The sequence below is a fragment of the Flavobacterium sp. HJSW_4 genome, assembly GCF_042436695.1.
Taxonomy (GTDB): domain Bacteria; phylum Bacteroidota; class Bacteroidia; order Flavobacteriales; family Flavobacteriaceae; genus Flavobacterium.
Genome location: NZ_JBHNPP010000004.1, coordinates 20,639 through 46,149 on the forward strand (window position 1 = coordinate 20,639; position 25,511 = coordinate 46,149).

Below are 25,511 nucleotides of genomic sequence, written 5' to 3' on the forward strand. Positions count from 1 at the left end.
AAATGTTTATATATAAAAGATTATGATGCATCTAATCTTTGACATCAACCTTCAAGATTAATATTTATAAAAAAATGAAAAAAATATTTTTAATAATTGCCTTTGTTTCTTTTTCACTGCAGAGTTTTGCTCAGGAACTTGATAAAAAATTCAAACCTATTCCGGCAAAAAATGCTGCAAAAAAAGAAGTTGTTCCGCCAAAAGAAGAAGCGCCTAAAGAAAATCCACCTGCGCCTATCGAGAAACCTGCACCGCTACAGGTTAATCCAGACGAATTATTTAAAGACACAAACCTTTATAAACCAGAAGCTAATGTTGAAGGCATATTTTATAGAAGAAACCAGTTTTTAGGAAACATCAACACTACTTCAGTAACTTCTACTATTATGTATCGTGATGCCGCTTTTGTTGATGGCGATAAAGTAAAAGTATATTTAAACGATAAAGTAATTGAACCTGAAGTTTTATTAAATGGTGACTTTAAAAGTGTGAAAATAAACTTGGTAAAAGGAATCAATAAAATTGATATTGAAGCATTAAACGAAGGTTTTGCGTCTCCAAATACAGCCGAATTTAAAGTTTATGACGATAAAGGTCAGGTTATTTCGTCAAGCGAATGGAATGTTGGAACGGGCTACAAAGCTGTTATTGTATTAGTTAAAGAATAAAATTTTCTAACAGAAATCGTTTGAAATCATAAAAAACACTTAAAACTGCTGGTCTCGGCAGTTTTTTTGTTGGATATATGTAGTTAACTACGTAGTTTTGTACCTATATTTAATTTACCATATAAATGAACATTCAGCCTATACAAAATAAGTACGAAAATGAAATCGTAGATTTGATTTTAAACATCCAGCAAAAAGAATTTAATGTTCCTGTTACTTTGGAAGATCAACCTGATTTACTGGACATTGAAAACTTTTATTACAAACCAGGCGGAATTTTTCTTGGTGCTTTTATTGATGACAAATTAGTTGGTACAATTGCTTTAGTTAAATTCAATTCTGAAGCTGGAGCGATTAGAAAAATGTTCGTAAAGAAAGAATATCGAGGAAAAGAATTTCAAATCGCACAGCAATTATTAGAGCAATTAATTGCCTACAGCAAAGAAAAAGGAATTAAAGACTTATATTTAGGAACGGTTACTTTGTTGCAGGCGGCTTTGCGTTTTTATGAAAAGAATGATTTTATAACTATTCCAAAAGAAACGCTTCCAATAGATTTTCCGTTAATGAGACCTGATAACGTTTTTTGTCATTTAAAACTAAATCCATAAAAAATGAATATAATTGACGAAATTGGAATTTTAGCAATATCAACGCGACTGCAGCGTCTGAGCGAGCAATTGCGCAAAGACGGCGCTTTAGTCTATAAATCTTTCGACATTGATTTTGAACCGAAATGGTTTCCTGTAATCTATACGCTTCATATCAAAGAAATGCTGAGTGTGGTAGAAATTGCGAGTGAAATTGGCTATAGCCATCCGTCAACTATAAGTTTATTGAAGGAATTGGAAAAACTGAAAATCATCAGTTCTAAAAAAGATAAATTAGACGAACGCAAGAGATTGATTGTCCTTACTACAAAAGGAAAAGAGCTTGTTGTAAAAATGCAACCGGTTTGGGCGGTAATGAAAAATGCTTTAAAAGAAATCACAGATAATCAAAACAATCTTCTGAAAGCGATTGAAGAAACGGAACAAAATTTAATTCGTAAAGGATTCCTACAAAGAGCTTTAGAACTGAAAACCGAGACTGAGACTGAAAACTAATTCCTATTCTTTACCTGTAATCTTTTTTCTGTGATTGTGTCCCCACTTCGCCAAAGAATCAATTACTTCTTTTAGCGTGTGTCCGTATTCTGTTAATTGATATTCTACAGTTATCGGTTGCGTGTTCAAAACAGTTCTGGTAACTAGCTGATTTTCTTCTAGGTTTTTCAATTCCCTACTTAACATTTTCCCAGAAATGCCTTCGACTTCACGTAATAAATCGGTAAATCTTAAGGTATTAAAACAAAGCGATGCGATAATAGAAATTTTCCATCTTCCGTTTAAAATATACATTGCGTCATGCACTGCCATAATATGTTGAGTGCATTTTTTAGGATCGTGTTCTACTTCTTTAAGCATGTTGTATTGTTAAGTTACCTCGATGTTACAGTTACTTTTGGTAATCGGATGACAAAAATACACTTAAAAGTGTTTACATTTGAATACAATTTTTAATTAATAAAGAAAAAATGGCCTTAATAGATGCACTAAAGTGGCGTTATGCTACAAAAAAAATGAACGGACAAGCGGTTCCACAAGAAAAAGTAGATTATATTCTTGAAGCTGCAAAATTGGCTCCATCTTCTTCCGGATTACAGCCTTACAAGATTTTTGTTATCACAAACAAAGATTTAAAAGACAAAATTAGAGCAGTAAGTTTTGATCAAAGTCAAGTTACAGATGCTTCTCACGTTTTGGTTTGGGCTGCTTGGGACGGTTATAGCTTAGAGAAAATCTCTGCTGTATTTGACAGAACAATTGCAGAAAGAGGAATTCCTGCTGACGCAATGGATGACTACAAACAAAGACTTTGGGGAATGTACGAACCTCTTGGACAAGAATGGCACGCACAGCACGCTGCAAAACAAGCTTACATTTCGTTTGGTGTAGCAATCGCTGCTGCTGCTGAACAACAAGTAGATGCAACTCCAATGGAAGGTTTTATTCCTGCTGAAGTAGACAAACTTTTAGGTTTAAACGAACTTGGACTAAAAAGCGTTTTAGTATTACCTCTAGGATATAGAGATGATGCAAACGATTGGTTGGTAAACATGAAAAAAGTAAGAACTCCACAAGAAGATTTTATAACAGAAATCAAGTAAAAAATTAATTTTTACTTAATGAAAATGCTTTTGAAATGGCGCAAACAGTGCTTTTTCAGAAGCATTTTTCGTTTAAATATTTCATTTTCAATTCGAAACAAAATTCATTTTAAAAACAAAAAAAATGTTTTTTTAGTTCTTATGTTATTTTTTATTATTTGCAAAAAATAGGTACGAATTACGGATAATTAAATGATATTGTATAGCTAATTTTGCCTCATCTAAAACAATTTATTCTAATTAAATTATAAAAACTTATGTCTGATTTCTTAACGCAATTTGGGGAAGACCTAAAAAAGAACGTCCCAGGTTTCATCGCAGTATCTGTGGCTGAAATCGCAAGCGGCATGTCATATTATTCACATTCTGCACTTGCAGATTTTGATCCAGAATTGGCATCTGCATACAACCTAGAAGTAGTTAAAGCAAAAATGAATGCTATTAAAGCGTTGAATCTAAATGGTCAGGTAATTGACAATGTAATGATTACATTAAGTTCTCAAATTCACATTATCGACGTTTCTGACAGTCAGGATTACTTTATTTATCTTGCTGTAGATTCTACAAAAGCTAACTTAGGTATGACAAAATCTATCCTTAATAAGTACAAAAAAGAAATCGCAGGTAAACTATAAACCACCATTTTGCCCCCAAATAAAAAGGAATATTCGAGAACGGATATTCCTTTTTATTTTTTATATCAGTTTGTTCTTCATTTCTTCAAAATATTCTATATTTCAAAACTTAAATGAGGAATTGTATAAATGGAATTACGCGCTTATTTTGAAAAATATTCTGATGAAGCAACTTGTATTGAAGAACTTAAAAACAAACGTTTAGAAAATGGACTTATATGCCGAAAATGTGGGCATGACCAGCATTCTTTTCGTCAGAATGATTTAAAATTTCAATGTAGAAAGTGCGGCAGCAGAATCAGTCTTAGATCTGGAACTGTAATGGAAAATTCCAATCTACCCATCCGTTATTGGATGATTTGCATCGAATTAATGACACTTTCGCACCGAAAAATATCAATCCTTAAAATTCAATATTTGCTTGGCCATAAAAGATATGAACCCATTTGGCTGATGGTGCAAAAAATTCGACTTGTAATGAAAATTAGAGACGAAAAATACCGATTGAGAGCCTACTCAGAATTTGATCCCGAATTTCTTCAAAAAATTGACAAACTCGCTATGCAGAAAAAAGTAAAAAGTGAGGAAATTTGAGAGATGATGAAGATGAAATAAGCTAGAGGGAAGATTTTATTTTAAAACTTTCGAATAAAAAAGCCACAGCTTACAGGATTTTAAAATCATTATAATCCTGTAAGCTATGGCTTTTAAAATTTTATCGATATAGAAGAACTTCGCGCGAGGCTTCCCCAAAAGCCTCACAACGCTCGGCCCGACAAAATGAATTATCAATTATTAATGTTAGTTACAATGTAATTTACGTTAACAATTAACAACTCACTGTCAGAAAATTATTTCTTCTTATTCTTTTTTGCTTTAGATCTTTTTGCTTTGTTTTTAGCAATCTTTTTAGCTTTTGCTTTATCCTTTGCTTTTTTCGCTTTAGCTTTCTTTTTTGCTTGAGCTTTTAGTTTTGCTTTTTTCGCTTTAGCTTTTTTGTCTTTTGCTTTTTCTTTTTTCTTAGCTACTTTTTTCTTTTTCTCTTTCTCTTTTTCTTTCATCTTTTTATTCTTTTTAGATTTCGATTTCTCTTGGTTTTCATCAGATGTTTCTTCTGCAGCTTCAGATACAATTTCTTCTCCTGCTTCAGTTTCTGGAGATGTTGCTACAGTTTCTTCTGCGATTACAACCTCTTTTTCTGCTACTTTTTTAGGAGCTCTTTTTGGTTTTGGCTTAGATTCTTGAGTATCAGCAGCCGATTCTGTTTCTGAAACTGAAGCATCTTTCTGTTCGCTTTCTTCGTTTGAGATAACTGGAGCAGCTTCTACTTCCTGATCGATTTCATTAGTAAGCACTTCTTTTGTCATTATTTTGTTAAATTTAAGAAATTAATTAAATTTATTTTTGATTAAACTAATTTTCAATGTTATTAAATCATTAAATTAACATCAAAAAATAATAAACAAAGATAGATTGAAAAACCTATTCGCCAATGTTAAGTTTTTCATTGGGAAGAAAAAACCTTCGTATTTATTTAAAAATCAACATTTTACCCAATGTTAAGTTTTTCCTCATCATTTTTTTGAAATTAGAAACCTCAATACAGCCTTTTTAAAGCTGTTCTGTTTTTTGAAAAATGATTAACAAATTGTATAATTTCGCTTTAAATTTGACGAAATGATTAACGATTTAGAATACAAATCCATTAAACCCAACAAAAAACTCTCAGATTTTGTGGATAGTTTTTGGTGCATGGAAAATAAATCGGATCAAACTCTAGAAACCATCGGCCTTCCTGACGGACGAATAGATTTGTCTTTAATAAAAACTGCCGAAACTCCTTTTCAAATTCGGATTTTGGGTTTAGGAACTCAGCAATATGAAAAAGGAAAAATTCCTGCGAAGAGTCTAACCTTTGTAATCAGCTTTAAACTTCCTGCTGTTGAATATGTTTTTCACGAAAGCATTGCTGCAATTTTGAATTCAGGAAAATTACTCGAAAACCACTTTTGGGATTTTAATGAAAAAGATTTAGATGATTTTGAATTGTTTTACGAAAAAGCAGCTGTAAAAATTGAGTCCTTATTATTAAAGGAAATCGATCAGCGCAAACAAAAACTATTCAGACTTATTTATGAAAACAACGGAGATCTGACGGTAAAAGAATTATCAGAACAATCTAACTGGAGCAGCCGTCAAATTAATCGTTATTTCAATCAGTATTTTGGTCTTTCATTAAAAGCATATTGCTCTATTCTTCGTTTTCGCGCTTCATTGGAGCATATTGCAAAAGGAAAACTTTTTCCAGAGGAGAATTTTTCAGACCAAACGCACTTCATTAAAGAAATCAAGAAAATTTCGGGTTCGTTGCCAAAGGAACTTTTTCAAAATAAAAACGACCGATTTATACTATTATCGGCTCTTTCGTCTAAATAATTTTGCGACATAGATTTTAAATACAAAACTATGTTACTAGAAAATAAACAAGTTGCCATTGTTGGCGGCGGAATGGGCGGTTTGATTTTAGCTCGCCTTTTGCAACTTCAGAATATTAATGTAAAAGTTTACGAAAGAGACCTCAACGCAGAAGTTCGCGTTCAGGGTTCACCATTAGATTTGCATGAAGATTCAGGTTTAATAGCCATGGAAAAAGCGAATTTATTAAATGAATTCTACAAAAATATTCGCCCAAATGCCAGCAAAGCCCGAATTGTAAATCAGAATTTTGAATTGAAATTTGATGAACATACGATTACTAAAAATTCTTCTAAAGAAATTTCAAACCATAATCAAGATTCTCTTCAAGATATTTCGAAACCCCGTCCAGAAATAGATCGCTCAGAACTTCGAGCTGTTTTATTGCACTCGCTTTTGCCAGAAACTATGGTTTGGGACAGTCAATTTCTTTCTATGGAAAAAGAAAATAATGGCTGGCGATTGTTCTTTAACAACGGAAAAAGTGCTTATGCCGATTTGGTAATTGGTGCAGATGGAGCAAATTCTAAAATTCGTCCTTATATAAGCACACAAAAACCTATTTATTCTGGCATTACGATGATTGAAGGCACAATTTATAATGCCAAAGAAAACGCTCCAAATCTTTTTGAATTTTCTAAAGGCGGGAAAGTCTTGGCTTTAGGAAACGAACAAACCATTATGTATGGAACAAAAGGAGACGGTTCTTTGATGTTTTTACTCAGCAGTAAAATTCCAGAAAGTTGGATTGCAGAAAATGATCTCGATTTTAAAGACAATCAAAAAATTTTTGATTGGTTTAAAGACGTTTATAGCGATTGGAGTTCTGAATGGCATGAGTTTTTCACAAGTGAAGAATTGCATTTTATACTTCGTCCGCAATATCATTTTCCTCAAAATCAGTCTTGGGAAACTCAGGAAAGTGTAACCATTATTGGAGATGCCGCGCATCGAATGCCTCCTTTTGCTGGAAAAGGCGCTAATTTGGCCATGTTCGATGCTTTTGAACTTTCTGAATGTTTAACAAACAATCAATTTTCAGATTTAAAAACTGCTATTTCTTATTTTGAAAAACGAATGTTGAAAAGGGCTGCTGAGGCTTTAGAAAATACTTTAAAAAACGGCGAACAGCTTCATGCTGAAAATGCTTTAGAAAAACTGCTTTCCATATTTAGCAAAACCTTTTAGAGGCAACTATTTTTATTTCAATTACTTACAATTTTTATTTAAATTTACAAGTATCTGAAAAACGTTGTCGAAGTATTTATAAACTTCATATAAGTTTCACTAAACAAATTTATATCATGAGGCATTTTCTATTCCTACTTTTCTTCGCTGGTTTTGTTTATTCTTCTTTCGGACAAAAAACAACTGATTCTGTTCCGAAAAAAACAAAAGAAAAGAGAATTGAGCTGAGAGTGATGCCCTATATAAGTTATAATAGAAATCTAGAGTTTATGTTTGGTGCCATTCCGATGATGATGTATCGAGTTAATCAAGCCGATACTATTTCGCCAAAATCATTATCTGGAATGTCGGCCATTTATACTACAAACAAATCGTATGCTTTGGCATTTTTCAATAAATGGTATTTGAATGAAGACAAATGGCGTTTGAAACTTTTCTTTTTTACTGGAAATCAGAATTCACAGTTTTATGTTGATGATATTGACCAGCCTGATTTTTATGATTACGGAACCAAAACAACTGTTTTGAGTGTTGGCGGACAACGTAAAATTATTGGAAAGTTTTACGGCGGTCTTTCTTATACTTTTGCTCATTATAATACGGTTTATGAAGATAACATTTCTCCCTCTTCTATTTCTCATTCTAATGCAGTGGTTTTTAATTTGCTTTATGACACTAGAGATGCCGTTTATTATCCTACTCAAGGTTATAAAATTAAAATGGATTGGTCTACTTATCCTAAATTTCTAGATAACGAACTAGCGTCTAATCGTATTTCATTTCAAGCCAATAAATATTTTCAAAATCGCGAAGGCAAAGATGTAATTGCGGCTCGTTTTTATGGCAAATTCGGTCTTGGAAATGTGGCATTTGAACAGCAAAGCACAATTGGCGGAACTGATATTCGTGGTTATTCGGAAGGAAAATACCGAGGTTCCGGATTGATGGATGTTCAAGGCGAATACCGTTACAACTTTGCCAAGAAAATGGGGTTGGTTGGATTCTTTGGTATTGCAACAATTTATGGCTCTGACACTCCAAGTTTCGATTGGAAAATGTATCCTGGAGGCGGTGTTGGTTATCGCTACAATCCTTTCAAAAAATCAAAATTTAATGTCGGTTTAGACGGCGCAGTTGGTAAAGGCGACTGGGGGATTTATTTTAGAATCGGCGAGGCTTTTTAATTTTAGAAAAACATTTAAGGAAGCTCTAAATCTTTGGTTTAGAGCTTTTTTTTATTGTTTCATCATCAGTTTTCTGGTTTCATTTTATAATATGCAACATCAAAAAAAATATTTCATAGTTATCTTTCTTTAAATTTGAGTACCCCTTCAGATTTTTTTAACCTCAATACCAAATTAATGCTTAAAACAATTTATTAATGTAAGGTGGTTATCTATTTCTTGTGCTGCCTTTTATCCCAATTGCTTATGGCACAGTTTTACTTTTCTTGGAGATTTTACACTTTATCTAAAAAACTATTTTTCGCAGCAATTTTAATTTTTCTAGCTACTTTTCAAACCAATGCGCAAAACTGTAGTGTAAATGCTGGAGTACTGAACGTAACTATTTGTGAAACTGATGCATTAGTATTAACTGGAAATAATCCTACTCCAATTATCGGAACTGTAAAATGGACACAAATTTCTGGACCTGCAGTAACCATAAATTCTCCAACAAGTTCAACCACAACAATCTCGGGTTATACTGGAGACAATACTTATATTTTTAGATACAGCGCAACTTGTTCTGACGGAATAGTATCTTACCAAGATAAAGTAGTTAATGTAAAACCCATAACTCGAGCCAATGCGGGGGCAAATATTGCAAGCTGTCCTAATAATAATGGTACGTTGGCAATCATTGCAAATGCACCACAAAATACTGGAGAAACTGGATTTTGGGAAATCGTAGGAACAAATAATGCAGGAGTTGTCATTAATTTTCCAAATTTAGCTACCTCAACCATTACTTTACCAGCAACAAGTTGTGGAGTTACAACTCTTCAATGGGTTATTGAAGGCCCAGAATTTGCACCAGGACAGCGCTGCAGAACTACATCGCAGATTACTGTAACCAATTATGGCGGTGTAAAACCTGTCTCTGCTGGTCCAGATCAAACTTTAAGCAATTGTTATACAACCACACAATCAACTAACTTAAGCGGCACATACGGCGGCTGCGGACTTAATGGTCAAAACGGTCAATGGACATTTGTTTCGGGACCAAATACTCCAACAATCGGCAGTCCAAATTCTAATAACACAAGCGTATCCAATTTAGTTCAAGGAACTTATACTTTCAGATGGACTGTAACAGGCCCATGCGCTTCAGGAAATGACACAGTAGTAATTAATGTACCAGCTGCAACACAGGATGTTACCAAACTTCCTGGAGGAGATGAAAATATTTTCTTTTGTGATAATACCGTAAATCAGGTCACTCTTGTTGCTCAAACACCTTTATACACAGGCGAAACTGTAGCATGGACACAAATTTCTGGAGGAGCTGGCGCCGTAATTGTTTCACCAACAAATCCGACAACATTAGTAACGAATATCTCATCTGCAGGTGCTCCTTATACATTTCGATATACCTTAACGAACAATAATACGGGATGTATTTTCACCAAAGATTATATCGTACAATATAATGGCCCAACCAGAACAATTGTTGCCAATAATGGAAATGATATCGTCGGAAGCTGTAATGCAACCGTATTTACAATTCCGCTAGCTGTAACTGGAACAGGCTCCAATCAATATCGAATTGTGAGTGGCCCTGCGCTCTCGCCTTTAGCTCCTTTTCCAACGGCTTTGCAAGATGTTGGAAATTCACTTACCTTAACCCTTACTGCGCCTGGAGACTATACGGTTGAATTTATCAGAAAACAGACTGGGGCTTTAACGGTGCAATGTGATTATGGTTTTGACACCTTAAATATTTTAGTTTCGGGCGATCCTACTCCATCCAATGCTGGAACCGATGTCAGTTTGCCCTGCGGTGACACTACTACTGTTCTTTCTGGAGTAAGCACAGATGACGGATTGCATTTTTGGAGCCAACTCAGTGGTCCGAATACCGCAGTAATTGCAGATAATTTTGCCATTGATACGCCTGTAAGCAATCTTATTTCGGGTACATATGTTTTTCAATATATTACAAAAGGCGGTGGTGCTACTTGTGGATTTTCTGTAGCAACGGTTACAGTTTATGTTTCAGACACTACAATAGATAATGTAGACGCAGGAACCGATCAAGTGGTTTGTGCCAATTCTCTTGTACCGCTTAGCGCAGCTCCGCCTGGGCCAGGTGAAATGGGGACTTGGAGTCAGCTTTCGGGACCTAATACTATTACATTCTCTGATATAAATAATCCGAATGCCATTGCAAGTGGTTTTTTGACAGCAAGTTCATCCTATGAATTGCAATGGACAGTTTCTTACTCCCACCCTGGCCCTTCTTGTGGCAGTTCTGTTACTGATACAGTAATTATTCTCACAGACAATACTGTCGCTCCAACTACATCTAACGCTGGACCAAATGCTTGTTATACGTCAGGAACCACAACTTTTAACCTTAGCGGGAACACTCCAGCATTGGGCGAATTTGGTATTTGGACTGTAACACCTTCAACAGGAGTTGTTTTTGCCGATGAAAATGATCCTAATACAATGGTCACCGTTCCTGGAAATGGAACTTATACCTTCACATGGTCAATTACTACAAGATTGAGAGCTTGTCTTCCTAGTCAAAGTAGCGTATCTATTACTGTTGCAGAAACTCCACCTGCCGCTAATGCAGGTCCTGATCAAGAAATTTGTGGTAATACGCTAACGATGGCTGCAACACAAAGTGGCGGATCAATTGGTACATGGAGCAGAATTTCTGGGGTTGGAAATTACACCATCAGTGACATTCATGATCCAAATGCAGTTTTCACTTTTACTTTTAGCGGTTACTACATTTTTAGATGGACCGTTGATGCGGATATTTGCGGTCAGGCATTTGATGATATTAATCTAACTATAGGAATTCCTCCTCATCCAGCCGCCGCAGGCCCTGATCAAAATGTCTGTAATAATACTAGTGTGACAATGGCCGGAAGCACTTACGACAGTTTCTTCGAATTAGGACAATGGTCTGTACTTACTGGTGCTCCTAATCAGCCATTGATAGTTGATCCTTCTAATCCAAATTCTGTAATTACTGGTTTAGTTGCTGGAACATACACTTTTAGATGGACAATAACTGCAAAAAGCATCTTTTTATGCCCTGGCAGTTTTGATGATATGATAGTTGTGGTTGATCCAGCAGCAAATGCCGGTCCTGATCAAACGCATTGTGATGTTACTAGTGTACAACTTATTGCCAATGAAAACTCAACGGGAACATGGACACTGACAAGCACAACTGGAAACACTACCGATGTTGTAATTACTCAATCGCCATCAACCAGTTATATTGCTAATGCAACTGTAATTCCTGGAAATAGTTATGTTTTCACTTACACCACTACTTCAAATACATTTCCTAATGGCGATACTTGTGTCGGAACTTCAGATTCTGTAAATGTAACCATCTACAATGGCGCTAGTATAGATCCGAATGCAGGGCCAGATCAGACTTTATGTATCAATGATGTTAACGGTGTTGCTATAATGAGCGGAAATGTCCCTCCTTCAGATGTTAGCGTATTTGAATGGCGATTTGTTTATCAGCCTGCAGGAAGTGTTGCGGTTATTGATACTCCTTCAGCGCCTTTAACAACCGTCTCAAATTTAACTGTTCCAGGGCTTTATATTTTAGAATGGGTATTTGAAAGTAATAATTGCCGATCTCTTTCTGATATTGTTCGAATAGAAATGAATGCACCTCCAAGTGCCGCAAATGCAGGACCAGATGATACTGTAGCTTGTCAGACCACATATAAAACTGCTGCTGTTCCTCCTGCAGTTGGTATCGGAACATGGACATTTGCTTCACAGCCTCCCGGAGGAAATGCGGTAATTGACAATCCTAATAGTCCTGTTACCACTTTATCGAATATCAATGTTTTAGGCACTTATACTTTAACATGGACTGTTACAAATGGTCCGTTTACTGGTTCGTCTTTATGCGCACCAACTTCAGACCAAGTTTCTATTACTTTTAATGATGTACCACCATCTGTTGCTAATGCAGGTCCCGATCAGGAAATTTGTAATGTAAGCACCGCTACGATGAATGCCGTACCAGTAACCTCAGGCGTTGGAGAATGGACACAGGTTTCTGGCCCAAACACAGCCAATATTGCCTCTCCAAATCTTGAAAACTCTTTAATGCTTGGACTAATACCTGGCGTTTATGAATTTAAATGGACTGTCACTACAACTGCTTCAACTAGCTGTATTTCTGAGGATACTGTTCTTGTCACGATATACGCAGAACCTTCAACTGCCAATGCAGGACCAGATCAAATCGTACCTCAGTTTTCTTCTATCAATATGAATGCCGTGGCTCCAACAATCGGTACGGGAAGCTGGACACAAATTTCTGGCCCAAGTACAATTGGTTTTACTGATCCCTCTAGTCCAACAACATCTGTTACTGGAACTGTTTCTGGCATTTATACACTACAATGGAGTGTAACCAATGGAAATTGTACTGTTTCATCAGATAACATGATACTTACTATACTTGCTATCGCAGATTTAGAATTAACTAAAACAGTAACTCCCACAACAGGAAGCGTTGGTGATGTAGTTACTTTCAATATAAATGTTTTTAATAACAATGCTCTAGGCGGATCTGTTACCGCTACCAATGTTTCAATACGCGATTATATTCCGCTAGGTTATGCTATTGTTCCTGGATCAGTTACTTATTCAGGAATCTATAATGTTGGCGACAATACTATTACATGGAGTGGTTTAACAATTCCGAGTGGTAATATTATCCCTTTACAGTTTAAAGCTACTATTCTATCAACGCCTTCTTATACTAATACTGCAGAAGTTATTCATTCTGATCAATTCGATCCAGACAGCACACCAGACAATAAAAATCCTGCTGAAGATGACCAAAGCAGTGCTACAATAGTTCTCGATATAGCCGATTTATCACTTCATAAATCGGTTTCGCCTGCTACTGTAAGCATCAATGATAATGTTATTTTTACTATTTCTGTAACCAACAGCGGTCCAAATAATGCTACCGGTATTACTGTTTCTGAGCATTTGCCATCTGGCTATACTTATGTAAGTGATAATGGCGGCGGAAAATACGACAGAACCACAGGAATTTGGAATGTTGGAAATTTAAATAATGGAAATACAATTACTCTTCAAATTACAGCAAAAGTAAATGTAGCGACATCTGCCAATTATATAAATGTAGCCGAAATACAGACAGCGAAACAGTTTGATCCAGACAGTACCCCTGGAAATGGATTGCCAGAAGATGATATGAGCAGTGCAACCGTTACTTTGAAACAAGCCGACTTGGAATTGACGAAAACAGTTTCTCCAAATTCTGCTGCAGCTGGAGATCAAGTATTATTTACACTCCATCTTCTCAATAATGGTCCCGGAAATGCTACTGGAATTGCTGTAAAAGACGTTATCCCTGAAGGTTTTACAATAATTCCGGGTTCTGTATCCAATAATGGTTTTTATAATGTTGCAAACGGTGATCTCACATGGCAGAATATAACTCTCGCAACTAATTCATCATTTGACTTAACATTTAGAGCAACTGTTAATCCATCAGGTCCATATTTAAACATTGCTCAAGTAACAGCCAGTGATCTTCCTGATCCAGATTCAACTCCTAATAATGACGATGGTGACCAAAGTGAAGATGATGAAGCCAATGCTCCTTTTACCTTTATACCTCCAACAGCAGATCTTGAATTGACCAAAGAAATAGTTGGCGGAAACACAAGCCCTGTAATAGGAACTCAAGTTTCATTTCAACTTATTATCACAAACAAAGGACCAAATGACACTAATGGGGTTTTAGTAAAAGATCTTCTCCCAAGCGGTTATGAATTTGTAAATTACAGCGTTAGCGACGGACTCTATGATTATACTACAGGTATCTGGAACGTAGCCACTATAAATGCTGGAGCTTCAGAATCTCTTATTATTGATGCGAAAGTTCTTCCGACAGGAAATTATTTGAATGTTACAGAAGTTACGGCAAGCAGTTTGCCTGATCCTGACAGTACGCCCAATAATGACGACGGAGATCAAAGCGAAGATGACGAAGACAATGCTATCATTACTCCTATCCAGCCTTCTGCAGATTTATCATTAACAAAAACCGTCAATAATCCGACACCATTAGTAGGCTCATTAGTTACTTTTCAAATTATAACTACCAATAGCGGTCCCCAAAATGCTTCACAAGTTACCGTAAAAGACCTCTTGCCATCTGGTTATACTTTTTTGAATTTCAATTCGACAAGTGGAACTTATGACCCAATAACAGGTATATGGTCTTTAGATATTTTAGAAAACAGTGAATCTGAAACATTACAGATAAACGCAACTGTAAATCCTTCTGGAGATTACACCAATATTGCCGAAGTAACCAGCAGCAGTGTTCCTGATCCAGATTCAACGCCAAATAATGGTGTTCCTACAGAAGATGATTATGGAACAGCAACTACAACTCCCATACCGCGATCTTCAGATTTAGCGATGACCAAAACGGTAAGCAATGCAACACCAGTAGTAGGTTCTCTTGTAACTTTTGAAATCATTATTACAAATAATGGCCCTCAAGATAACACAGGAATTCGAGTTACAGATTTATTACCTTCTGGTTATACATACGCTGGAGCCACAGTTACCACAGGAACTTACAATCCAACGACTGGATTATGGGTAATAGGAAGTTTGCTAAATGGGAACTCTGAAACGTTGCAGATTGTAGCAACAGTTAATGATACTGGCAATTATCTAAATGTTGCAGAAGTAATATCCGCAGATCTTCCCGACCCTAATTCTACTCCGAATAATGGAGTTCCAACAGAAAATGACTATGCTTCGGCAGGAACAACTCCGATTGTGCAATCTTCTGATTTATCGATAACCAAAACAGTAAACAATCCCACACCAATTGTAGGGTCTCAGGTTATTTTTGAAATTATATTGTCCAACAATGGTCCAAACGATAATACCGGAATTGAAATAACCGATTTACTTCCGTCTGGATATACCTTCGTAGGATTTACCAATTCAAAAGGTACTTACAATCCTTTGACTGGACTCTGGAATGTAGGGAATTTAATAAGCGGAAACTTAGAAACTCTTGAAATTGTTGCCACGGTTAATGCAACAGGAAATTATCTAAATGTAGCAGAAGTAACTGCCGCAGATCTTCCTGACCCCGACTCAACACCAAACAATGGAGTAACAACTGAGAACGATTATGCTTCTGTTTCAACAATTCCAAATCCACAATATTCGGATCTTTCATTAACTAAAACAGTAAATAAATCCAATCCTTTAATTGGTACGCCAGTAACTTTTGAAATCATTATTACTAACAATGGTCCTCAAAATGTGACTGGAGTTCAAGTTACTGATTTGCTTCCTTCAGGTTACACTTATAGCAGTTTTACAGCAACAAAAGGAACTTACAGCAGTGTAAATGGTAGATGGACAATTGGTTCACTGGTAAATGGAGATTCTCAAACACTGCAACTTACGGCTATTGTAAATACTTCTGGAAATTACACAAACGTTGCCGAGGTTACCGCCAGCAGTTTGCCAGATCCCAATTCAACTCCAAATAACGGAGTAACGACCGAAGACGATTATGCAACCGCCACAACTATTCCAGTTTCTGCTATTGCAGATTTATCTTTATCTAAAACCGTTGTTGGAAGTAATTTAAGTCCTGTATTTGGTGCAACCATAACATTCTTAATTAAAGTCGATAATTCTGGACCACAAACTGCTACAGGCGTTGAAGTAAAAGATTTGCTTCCTAGCGGTTACAATTTCACAGTTTACAGCTCAACCGCAGGTATTTATGATGAATTAACAGGAATCTGGACAGTAGGAACTATTGCAAGCGGAGATTCTGAATCGCTGCTAATTGGAGCTACAGTAAGGAATAATGGCGTTTACAACAATATAGCTGAAGTCTATCATTCAAACGAATTTGACCCAGATTCAACTCCTAATAATGGTGTAGTTGGCGAAGATGATATGAGCTCTGTAGCTGTAACTCCTATCAATACCGTTGCCGATTTATCTTTAGAAAAAAGAGTAGTTAATGACAATACAACACCTGCAATCGGATCTGAAATAACGTTTGCTGTGACAGTCCGAAATGCTGGCCCAAATATTGCCAGCGGCGTTATGGTAAAAGACCTTCTTCCTTCTGGTTTTAATTATATTTTCTATAATGCCTCATCAGGAAGTTATAATCCTAATACGGGAGAATGGCTTCCAGGGATTATTCTACCAGGAAACAGCCATACCCTACTTATAAATGTTTTGGTAAAAGCACCTACAGGAAATGCCAATGAATATCTAAATATTGCAGAAGTCATGACCGCAGATCAATCAGATCCTGATAGTACTCCTGGAAACTCGATTACAACAGAAGATGATTATGACAGCATCGAAGTAATGCCAGTTGTATCGCAAGCCGATTTATCTCTAAAGAAAGAAACGCTGTCTGGCAATCTTAATCATAATATTGGCGCTACGGTCATATTCGAAATTACGGTTACCAATGATGGCCCTGGAAACACTTCAGGAGTTCTTGTAAGAGATACTCTTCCTACCGGATTCGCCTATTCTACTTATACAGCAACTAACGGAATTTATAATAATCTTACCGGAATTTGGAATGTTGGCGCAGTAAATAGCGGAGCTACACAAACACTTCAAATATATGCAGTAGTGAAAAAACCATCTGGACAGTCAGGAGAATATACTAATAGCGCCGAAATAATTGCTAGCAATCTTCCCGATCCTGATTCAACTCCAAACAATAATGATCCGACCGAAGACGATCAGGACAGCATTACCATAAGCTTGAATATTGCCGATTTAAGTCTTGAAAAAACAGTGAGCAATAAGAATCCGAATGTAAATGAAATAGTGACTTTTACCCTTCAAATTGGAAATGAAGGCCCTGCCCAAGCTACTGGTGTTGCTGTAGAAGATATTATTCCACTCGGATACAAAAACATCTCAAACATTACCAACGGAGGTATTTTTAGTCTTAATGCCATCAAATGGATCGATTTGACTGTTCCTATTGGAGGTCTTACCCTAACTTATAATGCCACAGTAGCCAATCCGCTTGGACTCGAAGAGGTTGATTACGTTAATATTGCACAGGTCACGGCAAGCGATCAGTTTGATCCTGACAGTACGCCTAACAATGATAACGGAGATCAAAGCGAAGACGACGAAGATTCCGAATCTATCGCTATTCCTACTACCGATATTGCCATTCGTAAAGAAGTAGATAAAACCGAAGTTCCGATGTATTCTCAAGTTACTTTTACGGTTACAGCAGAAAATCTTGGCAATCTAACCGCTACGAATGTCGAAATTCAGGATTTGCTTCCAAAAGGATATTCATTTGTGAGTTATACAGCATCTTCTGGAACTTACAACGATGGAACAGGAATTTGGGTAGTTCCATCGATTGCAAAAGGCGCCATACAAACACTTGCTATTATTGTTAAAGTAGTTGATTTTAAAGATTATCTAAATACGGCACATTTGTCGAAACTGGATCAAATCGATACAAACACTAGCAACAATCAAGCTAGCGCGACAGTTGCGCCAAATTGTTTGAAGATTTATAATGAATTCTCACCAAATGATGACGGACAAAACGATTACTTCTACATAGACTGCATCGACCAATATCCTGACAACCAGCTCGAAATATTCAATCGCTGGGGTAATTTGGTTTATTTCAAAAAAGGTTACAACAATACGTGGGACGGTAAAGAAGAGAATTCTTCCAAAACGCTCCCTGAAGGCACCTATTTCTATATTCTTGATTTGGGAGATGGATCTAAAAAAACCTCTGGATGGCTTTATCTAAAATAAAACCATAAACGAGTTTCGAAAAGAATAGGATTAACCAAAATATATTGGCTATGATTAAAAATATAAAAAAGGTTTTCACAATAATAAGCATACTTTCTGTATACGCCGCCACTGCACAGCAAGATCCGCAGTATACTCAATATATGTACAATACAATGACCGTCAATTCAGCTTACGCAGGATCTTTAGGACATTTGGCCATAACCGGAATATATCGTACGCAATGGGTTGGTCTTGAAGGCGCGCCAGATACACAAAGCTTTTCATTAGACACTCCGATTGCCAAAAATCTAGGTTTAGGAATCTCTATCATCAATGACGAAATCGGGCCTTCAGAAGAACAATATTTAGATGCCAATTTCTCATATACCATTCAATCTGGCCAGACACACAAACTTTCTTTCGGAATAAAAGGAGGCGGACGCGTTATCAACATTGACTGGTCTAAAGGAAGTTATAGAGATCCCGATGTTCAATTTCGTGACAACATCAATAATAAATTTCTTCCCGTTGTTGGAGCTGGTCTTTACTGGCATGGAGAAAGAGATTATGTTGGTATTGCCGTGCCAAATTTTATGACAAAAGAACGCTACACTTATGACGACATTAGCGAAAACCTTGTCAATCAAAGAATTCACTTATATCTTATCGGAGGAATCGTTTTTGATCTTTCGGCTCATACCAAATTTAAACCCGCCGTTTTAGTCAAATATGTCGCTGGAGCACCAATAATTGGAGATATATCAGCCAATTTCATGTTCAATAATGCGCTAACGCTTGGTGTATCGTATCGTACATCTGATTCTGTGAGTGCCCTTGCAGGAATACAAATTTCACCAATGTTAATGGTAGGTTATGCTTACGATTATACTACAACCGAACTGCAGAACTATAATAGCGGTACACATGAAATCATGCTTCGTTTTGAACTCGTTTCCCGCAAAAAAGGACTTAAATCACCTAGATTCTTTTAATACAATAGTCTATGAAAAGAACAATTACTATACTCGTTATATTGGTTATACAAACGATTTATTCGCAAACCAAGAACAAAGCAGCCGATGCGCTTTTCGACAAAATGTATTATGTAGAAGCAGCAAAATCGTATGAGGTTTCTATAAAAAACGGTGATCCATCCAGAGAAATGCTGCAGCGTCTTGGCGATTCTTATTACTTCAATACCCAAATGGAAAATGCCAGCAAATGGTACAAAAAGCTTGTAGCTGATTACCCTACCGAAATTTCGCCAGAATATTTCTTCCGCTACGCACAATCTTTACAGGGAATACAGAATTATGAATTGGCTAAAAAATGGATGAAAACCTTTGCTTCAAAACAAAAGACAACCGATGTAAGAGCTCAGAATTTTTCGCTTAAAAACACCACTTTAGAAGATATTGAAAACATAAAACCTTCTTTTACACTAGAAAATTTAGAAATTAATACGGCTTATTCCGATTTCGGTCCGATGTTTTACAAAGGCGATTTGGTGTTTTCTACCACTTCTGATTCTTCCTATTTTAAAACAGACAAATACGGTTGGAACGATCAGCCTTATTTAAGTATGCAATTGGGAAAAATAAACCAAACACAATCCAATGTTTCTTCTAAACAGCGATTCGGAAAAGAAATTTCAACGAATTTTCATGAAGCTTGTGTGGCTTTTTCGCCTGACGAAAGAACTATTTATTTTACCCGAAACAATTATAACGGAAAACTGAAACGAGACAGCAAAGGCATTAATAATCTAAAAATTTACACTGCAACAGCTGTAGAAACTGCAAATGAAACCGTACAATGGAAGGATGTTAAAGAAGTTCCGTTTAACAGCGACAGCTACTCAGTTGGACATCCTTCAATCAGTAAAGACGGTAAAAAGCTCTATTTTGTCTCGGATATGCCAGGAACAATTGGTTCTAGCGACATTTTTGTTGTGGATATTTTAGGCGAAAACCAATATTCAAATCCAAAAAATTTAGGCGAAAAGATAAATACAACGGGACGCGAGATGTTTCCGTTTATAACCGATCAAGCACTTTATTTTGCTTCTGACGGATTTTTAGGTTTAGGTGGACTCGATGTTTTTGAAAGTCGAATAAATGATGGCGCTTTTAGCGAACCTGCCAATCTTGGCGCACCTTTAAACAGCAATATGGATGATTTTGCCTATATCGTAAACGAAGAAACTAACAAAGGTTTTGTCTCCTCAAACAGAAAAACAGGAAAAGGCGATGATGATATTTATTCGTTTGAACGCTTCTGCAATCAGTCGATAAATGGATCTGTTTTTGATGCTATTTCGAACAATAAAATTGCGGGCGCTATAGTAATTTTAAAAAATCAGAATGGCGAAAAAATAGCAGAAACCGTTTCTCAAATTGATGGAAAATATGAATTTGGCAAAGCTTTAAATTGCAATACTTCTTATAGCATTGAAGCTTCTAAAGACAGCTTCAACAGTAATACTAAGACAGTCAAAACTCCAAATAATTCTGGAAAAACAGAAGTTCCAGTTGGTCTAGATCCGGCATTGATTGTTCGTGAAAATGGCGTTTTAAAAATAAAAATCGGCATCATATTCTTTGATTTAGATAAGTCCGACATTCGCTATGATGCTGCAATAGAATTAAATAAAGTAGTTCTCTTAATGCATCAGTACAATACAGTCGTAATTAAAATCGAATCGCATACCGACTCAAGAGCAGATGATCAGTACAACTTAGAACTATCCGATCGAAGAGCAAAAGCCACTAGAGATTATCTCATTTCTCAAGGTATTGCACCCGAAAGAATTGAAAGTGCAATTGGTTATGGCGAAACCCAATTAATCAATAATTGCTCCAACAGAGTTCCCTGCACAGAAGCCCAACATCAAATCAATCGCCGAAGCGAATTCATTATCACTAAAATGTAAAAAAGCGTCCTAGATATCTAGGACGCTTTTCTTTTATAATTCTAGCACGAGTCTTTCCTCTTGCTTCTTTTCTCTTAAATAAAGTCTTTTTCTTCTTATTGCAACTTCACACACATCCACTCGCCTTTCATAATCAACTTATCTTCATCAAAAGCTTCACCAGATTGTTTTATAATTTTTTCGCTTGTGCGAATGTTTTTTACCACAAATTTAACCAGTTTATTAAACTCTACACCTCCAAAAAACTCCACATTATCCATACTAACTAATCCAAAAACGCCATCTGCGATCCCTAAAAGCTTTATTCCTGCGCCTCCACATTGTGCCATTGCTTCGATTAAAATAGTTCCTGGAACGAAATTAAAATCGGGAAAACTTCCCTGAAGCCAAGCATCTTTGTCTGTAAATGTCTTTAAACCAATGATTGTCTCTGTTGTGTAAGAGATAATTTCGTCAACAAAAAGAAACGGAGCCCTGTGCGGAATTAAGTCTTCTATTTTTTTAGTCATGTTATTGTAATTTTTACCAATGTACGAATCTGATATGAAATAAGCAATGTTTTAAATTATATCTCTGTTAATCCTTTTGTATGTTTCACATTCATACAACAAAAAAAAAGAGATGCCTAAACATCTCTTTTCCCGTTATCAACCCTAAAATCAATATGTTTTATTCTTTTAGCAAGACAAAACTTTTAGCATTTGCTTTGATTTTATTTCCTTCAAAATCAATATCAATAATCCCAGCTTTTCGCGGTGAATCAGTGCTATTGTCGTAGTGTGTATGTAAAACATATTTCATTTTTCCTTTCTTGTCATAAAAAACATCGCCATGGCCAATTCCATTTATTCCAACATCTTTTCGGCTGATTATCGGACTTTCAGCAGCTTTTTCCCAAGGCCCAAACGGACTTTTTGCTGTTGCATAACCCACTGCATAATCAGGATTTCTAAAATCGTTTGCAGAATAAATCATGTAATACAAACCATTGTGTTTTAAAACCGTTGGGCCTTCTGTAACTGGCCAAGGCACATTTTGGGTATTTTCCCATGGAAGAACGCCAGAAATGCATTCTGTAAGCGTTTCTTCTTTAATTCCTGACAAGTCATCTTTCAACTCTGCAACAAAAATTCTGTTCCCGTTAGTCAAACGCACGTGATAAAGGTATTTTTTGCCGTCCTGATCAACGAAAACGAACGGATCGATCTGTTTACCCAAATTAAACATTGGAGCCTTAGAATCGCTTTTAAATGGCCCTAACGGATTATCACTTGTTGCAATGGCAATATTCTCATCGGCAGTGTAAATAATTTGATACTTTCCGTTAAATTTAAAAATCTGCGGAGCCCAAAAACCTTTCGTTCCAAAAGCATCTCCTTTTTTTAAAGCCAAACCATTTTGAGCACCAACTGGACCTTTCCATTTTTTCAAATCGGTCGAAGTATAAACCATAAATCCTTCTCCGTTTAAAGACGTTTTTCCTGTTGTTGTTCCGTACAAATAATAAACTCCATTTTCGGAAAAAATTGTCGGATCAGCAAGCAAAATTGGCTGGTCTTTTGAGGTCGTTTTTTTAGCTGTTTTTTGAGGCTGAGCACAGCAGAATGCAACAAAAAATAAACTCAAAAGACTAAAATATTTCTTAATTTTCATAATTAAACTTTTTATTTAGCTAAATATTATTTATTCACTAAAAATCAATCATTTAAAAACACATTATAGATAAACTCTATAGCTAAAATTTAGATTTTTTTAAGTTAAAAAAATAAATTTCACCCTTCAAAAAGTGTCTTTCAATTCCAAATTTTAAAGCTCTTTTTTATCGCCAAATTTCATCTTGTTTTGCATCATTTTGAGATCGAAAATTTGTACAAAGAAACCGTATGATACTTCTCTCCTGCTTTTAATGTGATTTGAGGGAATTTTGGCTGATTTGGAGCATCTGGAAAGTGCTGTGTTTCTAATGCAAAAGCGGTCCTAAAATCATCCTTAGCGCCTGATTTAAAGGTATTTTTGCTCTGCATAAAATTTCCGCTATAAAACTGTAGCCCAGGTTCTTCTGTATAAATATTTAAAGTAACACCTGAAATATCGCCTATAATTGTTGCCGCATGAACAAAACCCTCTTTTTTATCAGCATTCAGCACATAATTGTGATCGTAACCTCTCCCAAATTTCAGCTGTTCGTCTTTCGTTTCGATTCTTTCGCCAATTGTGTGTTTTGAAGTGAAATCGAAAGGTGTATTTTTAACCGATTTTAATTCTCCAGTTGGAATCAAACCTTCATTAACTGGCGTAAATTTGTCTCCAAAAATCTGCAATTCATGGTTCAAAATCGTTCCGCTTCCCTCTCCATTCAAATTGAAAAAAGCATGATTCGTTAGATTTACAATTGTGGTTTTATCGGTTGTAGCTTCGTATTCCATTTTCACAGTTTGATCGTCTGTAAGCGTATAAGTCACTTTTACATTCAGATTTCCAGGAAAACCTTGCTCGCCATCTGGAGAAACATAAGTAAAAACCAAAGTCTTAGAATCTGTTTTTTCAGCATTCCAAATTACGTCTTGAAAACCTTTTACACCACCATGCAAAGCATTTTTTCCATTGTTCAACGGAATCGTATATTGCTGTCCCTCAAGCACAAACTTACCTAATGCAACTCTGTTGCCAACTCTTCCGATTGTAGCTCCAAAATAGGGTTCTGTTGAGTTTTTAAAGCCTTTTACACTGTTCATTCCAACCACAACATCGGTCTGTTTTCCGTTTTTATCCGCTACCCATAAACCTACTAACCGCCCGCCATAATTGGTGAAAGCAGCTTTTATGCCTTTGTTTTCGATCCAATACAAACTGACTTTTTTACCATCGATTATAGTATCAAAGTTTTTAGCTTCTAAATTCGTTTTCAGCGAATCTGATTGAATTTCAGTACTATCTTTTGAAACTGCATCGTCTTTTTTACCGTCTTTACAATTGAATTGAAAAAGCGAAAGCAACAAAACTGCAGTAATTTGAATATTTTTCATTTTCTTGAATATTAAAAGTTTACCTAGTTAGGTCAATTGAATAAAATTTAATTTAAACACATAGAAACATAGGTTTTTATTTCTTCTGTATGAGATTACAGAAAAAGCAAGCTTTAACACATAGCTATGTGTTTTATTCTTAGTGAAACGCCTTTAATACACCCCAAAACTATGTTTCTATGTGTTAAAAATAATTTCTCCCAACTTCTTAAAAGTTATTTTGAAGGAATTGCCAATTTGGTTCCTTCGCTTACTGGCTCACCTAAAACTGGAAATCCATTAGCATCCCAATTAATTTTCTGCATTCTTGGAGATCTTTTATTGCCACAACCCTCACCCGGATTTGAATTGGCGTGATATAAAATCCAATCTTCTTTTCCGTCAGGAGATTTAAAAAACGAATTATGACCTGGAGCGTACACTTTATTTTTCTCCGATTGCTTGAAAATTGGCTCTGGAGCTTTCTCCCAAGCAGAAGCGTCTAGCAGATTATCTCCGCCTTTAAACTTCAATAATCCTAAAGCGTAGAAATCAGTCCAACAACCGCTGGCAGAAAAAACAATAAAGATTTTACCATTTCTTTCCAAAAATTGAGGTCCTTCGTTCACATTTACTTGTGGCGGATTCACCTCATCATGCAATGCTCCGTGTGTTTCCCAAGCGTGTGTTGGCGCAGAAATCATAACACGATCTCCATCAATTTCAAGAGGATTTTTCATTTTAGCTATGTAAATGTTCTGCTGTCCGTTGGTATCTCCTTCCCAACCAGCCCAAATCATGTACAATTGCTTGTTGTATTCGAAAATATTTCCATCAATGGCCCATTTATCTGTTTTAGCCGCGATCTTGCCTTTAAACTCAAAATTTCCCTTAAACGGATCTGACGATTTATTTTCTAAAACATACATGCGGTGATTATTGTTATCGCCATTGTCTGCCGCGAAATAGCAATACCATTTTCCGTTGATGATATGAAACTCAGGCGCCCAGATTTCAGCGGAATAGTTAGTATTCTTTGGCGGAGTCCAAATGACTTTGCTTTCTGCGTTTTTAATATCGGATAGGTCTTTCGTTTTCCATAAAATCAATTTATTTCCAAGCGTATTGGTGTAGTAATAATAGCCTTTGTAGTACGTGCTGTACGGATCTGCTCCCGATGGCAAAATCGGATTGGTGAAGGTTTTCTGTTGTGCAAAACTTATGGTCGTGAGCAGTAGAAGGATTAGGTGTTTTTTCATTTTATTGTTTTTTCAAGCTTTTAATTTACCTCCCGCAGATTTAGCAAATCATGCAGATTTTTTTGATCAGCTAAATCTGCCAG

17 protein-coding genes and 1 pseudogene are annotated in these 25,511 nt (G+C 36.1%); 12 read left to right on the top strand and 6 right to left on the bottom strand.

Going from position 1 to position 25,511, the window contains the following annotated elements:
- Nucleotides 1–74: 74 nt before the first annotated feature.
- The 3 genes from ACE01P_RS04830 to ACE01P_RS04840 all read left to right on the top strand — a co-directional run bounded on the left by ACE01P_RS04830 (nucleotide 75) and on the right by ACE01P_RS04840 (nucleotide 1,774).
- Nucleotides 75–668, top strand: coding sequence for a hypothetical protein (locus tag ACE01P_RS04830; protein ID WP_379694860.1), 594 nt, complete (start codon nucleotides 75–77; stop codon nucleotides 666–668).
- A 125-nt stretch (nucleotides 669–793) separates the two neighbouring features.
- A complete protein-coding gene (locus tag ACE01P_RS04835; RefSeq protein WP_379694862.1) occupies nucleotides 794–1,279 on the top strand; it encodes a GNAT family N-acetyltransferase in 486 nt (161 codons plus the stop codon).
- Nucleotides 1,280–1,282: 3 nt separating this feature from the next.
- The gene (locus tag ACE01P_RS04840; RefSeq protein WP_379694865.1) at nucleotides 1,283–1,774 is read left to right on the top strand and encodes a MarR family winged helix-turn-helix transcriptional regulator; all 492 of its coding nucleotides are present in this window, start codon (nucleotides 1,283–1,285) and stop codon (nucleotides 1,772–1,774) included.
- A 3-nt stretch (nucleotides 1,775–1,777) separates the two neighbouring features.
- Here ACE01P_RS04840 and ACE01P_RS04845 read toward each other — a convergent pair whose 3' ends face one another.
- Nucleotides 1,778–2,134 carry a winged helix-turn-helix transcriptional regulator gene (locus ACE01P_RS04845; protein WP_379694867.1) on the bottom strand — a complete coding sequence of 119 codons (357 nt, stop codon included), beginning with the start codon at nucleotides 2,132–2,134 and terminating at the stop codon, nucleotides 1,778–1,780.
- A gap of 110 nt (nucleotides 2,135–2,244) precedes the next feature.
- Here ACE01P_RS04845 and ACE01P_RS04850 point away from each other — a divergent pair, with 110 nt between their 5' ends.
- From ACE01P_RS04850 to ACE01P_RS04860, 3 genes and pseudogenes are all read left to right on the top strand, one after another.
- Nucleotides 2,245–2,877: a nitroreductase family protein gene (locus tag ACE01P_RS04850; RefSeq protein WP_379694869.1), complete on the top strand. Its 633-nt coding sequence runs from the start codon at nucleotides 2,245–2,247 to the stop codon at nucleotides 2,875–2,877.
- Between the two features lie 257 nt (nucleotides 2,878–3,134).
- On the top strand, nucleotides 3,135–3,512 hold the full coding sequence (locus ACE01P_RS04855) for a hypothetical protein (protein ID WP_379694872.1): 378 nt from the start codon (nucleotides 3,135–3,137) through the stop codon (nucleotides 3,510–3,512).
- A 129-nt stretch (nucleotides 3,513–3,641) separates the two neighbouring features.
- Nucleotides 3,642–4,097: pseudogene (locus ACE01P_RS04860) on the top strand (transposase); the annotation flags it as partial.
- Between the two features lie 266 nt (nucleotides 4,098–4,363).
- Here the strand turns inward: ACE01P_RS04860 and ACE01P_RS04865 are convergent.
- Nucleotides 4,364–4,879: a hypothetical protein gene (locus ACE01P_RS04865; protein WP_379694874.1), complete on the bottom strand. Its 516-nt coding sequence runs from the start codon at nucleotides 4,877–4,879 to the stop codon at nucleotides 4,364–4,366.
- A gap of 310 nt (nucleotides 4,880–5,189) precedes the next feature.
- Between ACE01P_RS04865 and ACE01P_RS04870 the strand changes: the two genes are divergently transcribed.
- From ACE01P_RS04870 to ACE01P_RS04895, 6 genes are all read left to right on the top strand, one after another.
- The gene (locus tag ACE01P_RS04870) at nucleotides 5,190–5,948 is read left to right on the top strand and encodes an AraC family transcriptional regulator (protein ID WP_379694877.1); all 759 of its coding nucleotides are present in this window, start codon (nucleotides 5,190–5,192) and stop codon (nucleotides 5,946–5,948) included.
- 30 nt (nucleotides 5,949–5,978) lie between these two features.
- Nucleotides 5,979–7,175 (top strand): FAD-dependent oxidoreductase, encoded by a 1,197-nt coding sequence (locus ACE01P_RS04875; protein ID WP_379694879.1) that lies wholly within the window; start codon nucleotides 5,979–5,981, stop codon nucleotides 7,173–7,175.
- Between the two features lie 116 nt (nucleotides 7,176–7,291).
- Entirely contained in the window at nucleotides 7,292–8,359 is a 1,068-nt protein-coding gene (locus tag ACE01P_RS04880) for a BamA/TamA family outer membrane protein (protein WP_379694881.1), read from the top strand.
- A 246-nt stretch (nucleotides 8,360–8,605) separates the two neighbouring features.
- Nucleotides 8,606–18,250: a gliding motility-associated C-terminal domain-containing protein gene (locus ACE01P_RS04885; RefSeq protein WP_379694884.1), complete on the top strand. Its 9,645-nt coding sequence runs from the start codon at nucleotides 8,606–8,608 to the stop codon at nucleotides 18,248–18,250.
- Between the two features lie 50 nt (nucleotides 18,251–18,300).
- Entirely contained in the window at nucleotides 18,301–19,224 is a 924-nt protein-coding gene (locus tag ACE01P_RS04890) for a type IX secretion system membrane protein PorP/SprF (RefSeq protein ID WP_379694886.1), read from the top strand.
- An 11-nt stretch (nucleotides 19,225–19,235) separates the two neighbouring features.
- Complete coding sequence (locus ACE01P_RS04895; protein WP_379694888.1) at nucleotides 19,236–21,164, top strand: OmpA family protein; 1,929 nt, start codon at nucleotides 19,236–19,238, stop codon at nucleotides 21,162–21,164.
- 95 nt (nucleotides 21,165–21,259) lie between these two features.
- Here the strand turns inward: ACE01P_RS04895 and ACE01P_RS04900 are convergent, their stop codons facing one another.
- The 4 genes from ACE01P_RS04900 to ACE01P_RS04915 all read right to left on the bottom strand — a co-directional run bounded on the left by ACE01P_RS04900 (nucleotide 21,260) and on the right by ACE01P_RS04915 (nucleotide 25,428).
- Nucleotides 21,260–21,673, bottom strand: a complete 414-nt coding sequence (locus ACE01P_RS04900) for a 3-hydroxyacyl-ACP dehydratase FabZ family protein (RefSeq protein ID WP_379694891.1) — start codon at nucleotides 21,671–21,673, stop codon at nucleotides 21,260–21,262.
- Between the two features lie 160 nt (nucleotides 21,674–21,833).
- Nucleotides 21,834–22,817 carry a glycoside hydrolase family 43 protein gene (locus ACE01P_RS04905; protein WP_379694893.1) on the bottom strand — a complete coding sequence of 328 codons (984 nt, stop codon included), beginning with the start codon at nucleotides 22,815–22,817 and terminating at the stop codon, nucleotides 21,834–21,836.
- A gap of 194 nt (nucleotides 22,818–23,011) precedes the next feature.
- Nucleotides 23,012–24,190 (bottom strand): aldose epimerase family protein, encoded by a 1,179-nt coding sequence (locus tag ACE01P_RS04910; RefSeq protein ID WP_379694895.1) that lies wholly within the window; start codon nucleotides 24,188–24,190, stop codon nucleotides 23,012–23,014.
- Nucleotides 24,191–24,405: 215 nt separating this feature from the next.
- A complete protein-coding gene (locus ACE01P_RS04915; RefSeq protein ID WP_379694897.1) occupies nucleotides 24,406–25,428 on the bottom strand; it encodes a family 43 glycosylhydrolase in 1,023 nt (340 codons plus the stop codon).
- Between the last annotated feature and the right edge of the window lie 83 nt (nucleotides 25,429–25,511).

Excerpts from the sequence above, each read along its gene's own strand:
- ACE01P_RS04830 (WP_379694860.1), top strand. The coding sequence starts at position 75 with ATGAAAAAAATATTTTTAATAATTGCCTTTGTTTCTTTTTCACTGCAG.
- ACE01P_RS04835 (WP_379694862.1), top strand. The coding sequence starts at position 794 with ATGAACATTCAGCCTATACAAAATAAGTACGAAAATGAAATCGTAGAT.
- ACE01P_RS04840 (WP_379694865.1), top strand. The coding sequence starts at position 1,283 with ATGAATATAATTGACGAAATTGGAATTTTAGCAATATCAACGCGACTG.
- ACE01P_RS04845 (WP_379694867.1), bottom strand. The coding sequence starts at position 2,134 with ATGCTTAAAGAAGTAGAACACGATCCTAAAAAATGCACTCAACATATT.
- ACE01P_RS04850 (WP_379694869.1), top strand. The coding sequence starts at position 2,245 with ATGGCCTTAATAGATGCACTAAAGTGGCGTTATGCTACAAAAAAAATG.
- ACE01P_RS04855 (WP_379694872.1), top strand. The coding sequence starts at position 3,135 with ATGTCTGATTTCTTAACGCAATTTGGGGAAGACCTAAAAAAGAACGTC.
- ACE01P_RS04865 (WP_379694874.1), bottom strand. The coding sequence starts at position 4,879 with ATGACAAAAGAAGTGCTTACTAATGAAATCGATCAGGAAGTAGAAGCT.
- ACE01P_RS04870 (WP_379694877.1), top strand. The coding sequence starts at position 5,190 with ATGATTAACGATTTAGAATACAAATCCATTAAACCCAACAAAAAACTC.
- ACE01P_RS04875 (WP_379694879.1), top strand. The coding sequence starts at position 5,979 with ATGTTACTAGAAAATAAACAAGTTGCCATTGTTGGCGGCGGAATGGGC.
- ACE01P_RS04880 (WP_379694881.1), top strand. The coding sequence starts at position 7,292 with ATGAGGCATTTTCTATTCCTACTTTTCTTCGCTGGTTTTGTTTATTCT.
- ACE01P_RS04885 (WP_379694884.1), top strand. The coding sequence starts at position 8,606 with ATGGCACAGTTTTACTTTTCTTGGAGATTTTACACTTTATCTAAAAAA.
- ACE01P_RS04890 (WP_379694886.1), top strand. The coding sequence starts at position 18,301 with ATGATTAAAAATATAAAAAAGGTTTTCACAATAATAAGCATACTTTCT.
- ACE01P_RS04895 (WP_379694888.1), top strand. The coding sequence starts at position 19,236 with ATGAAAAGAACAATTACTATACTCGTTATATTGGTTATACAAACGATT.
- ACE01P_RS04900 (WP_379694891.1), bottom strand. The coding sequence starts at position 21,673 with ATGACTAAAAAAATAGAAGACTTAATTCCGCACAGGGCTCCGTTTCTT.
- ACE01P_RS04905 (WP_379694893.1), bottom strand. The coding sequence starts at position 22,817 with ATGAAAATTAAGAAATATTTTAGTCTTTTGAGTTTATTTTTTGTTGCA.
- ACE01P_RS04910 (WP_379694895.1), bottom strand. The coding sequence starts at position 24,190 with ATGAAAAATATTCAAATTACTGCAGTTTTGTTGCTTTCGCTTTTTCAA.
- ACE01P_RS04915 (WP_379694897.1), bottom strand. The coding sequence starts at position 25,428 with ATGAAAAAACACCTAATCCTTCTACTGCTCACGACCATAAGTTTTGCA.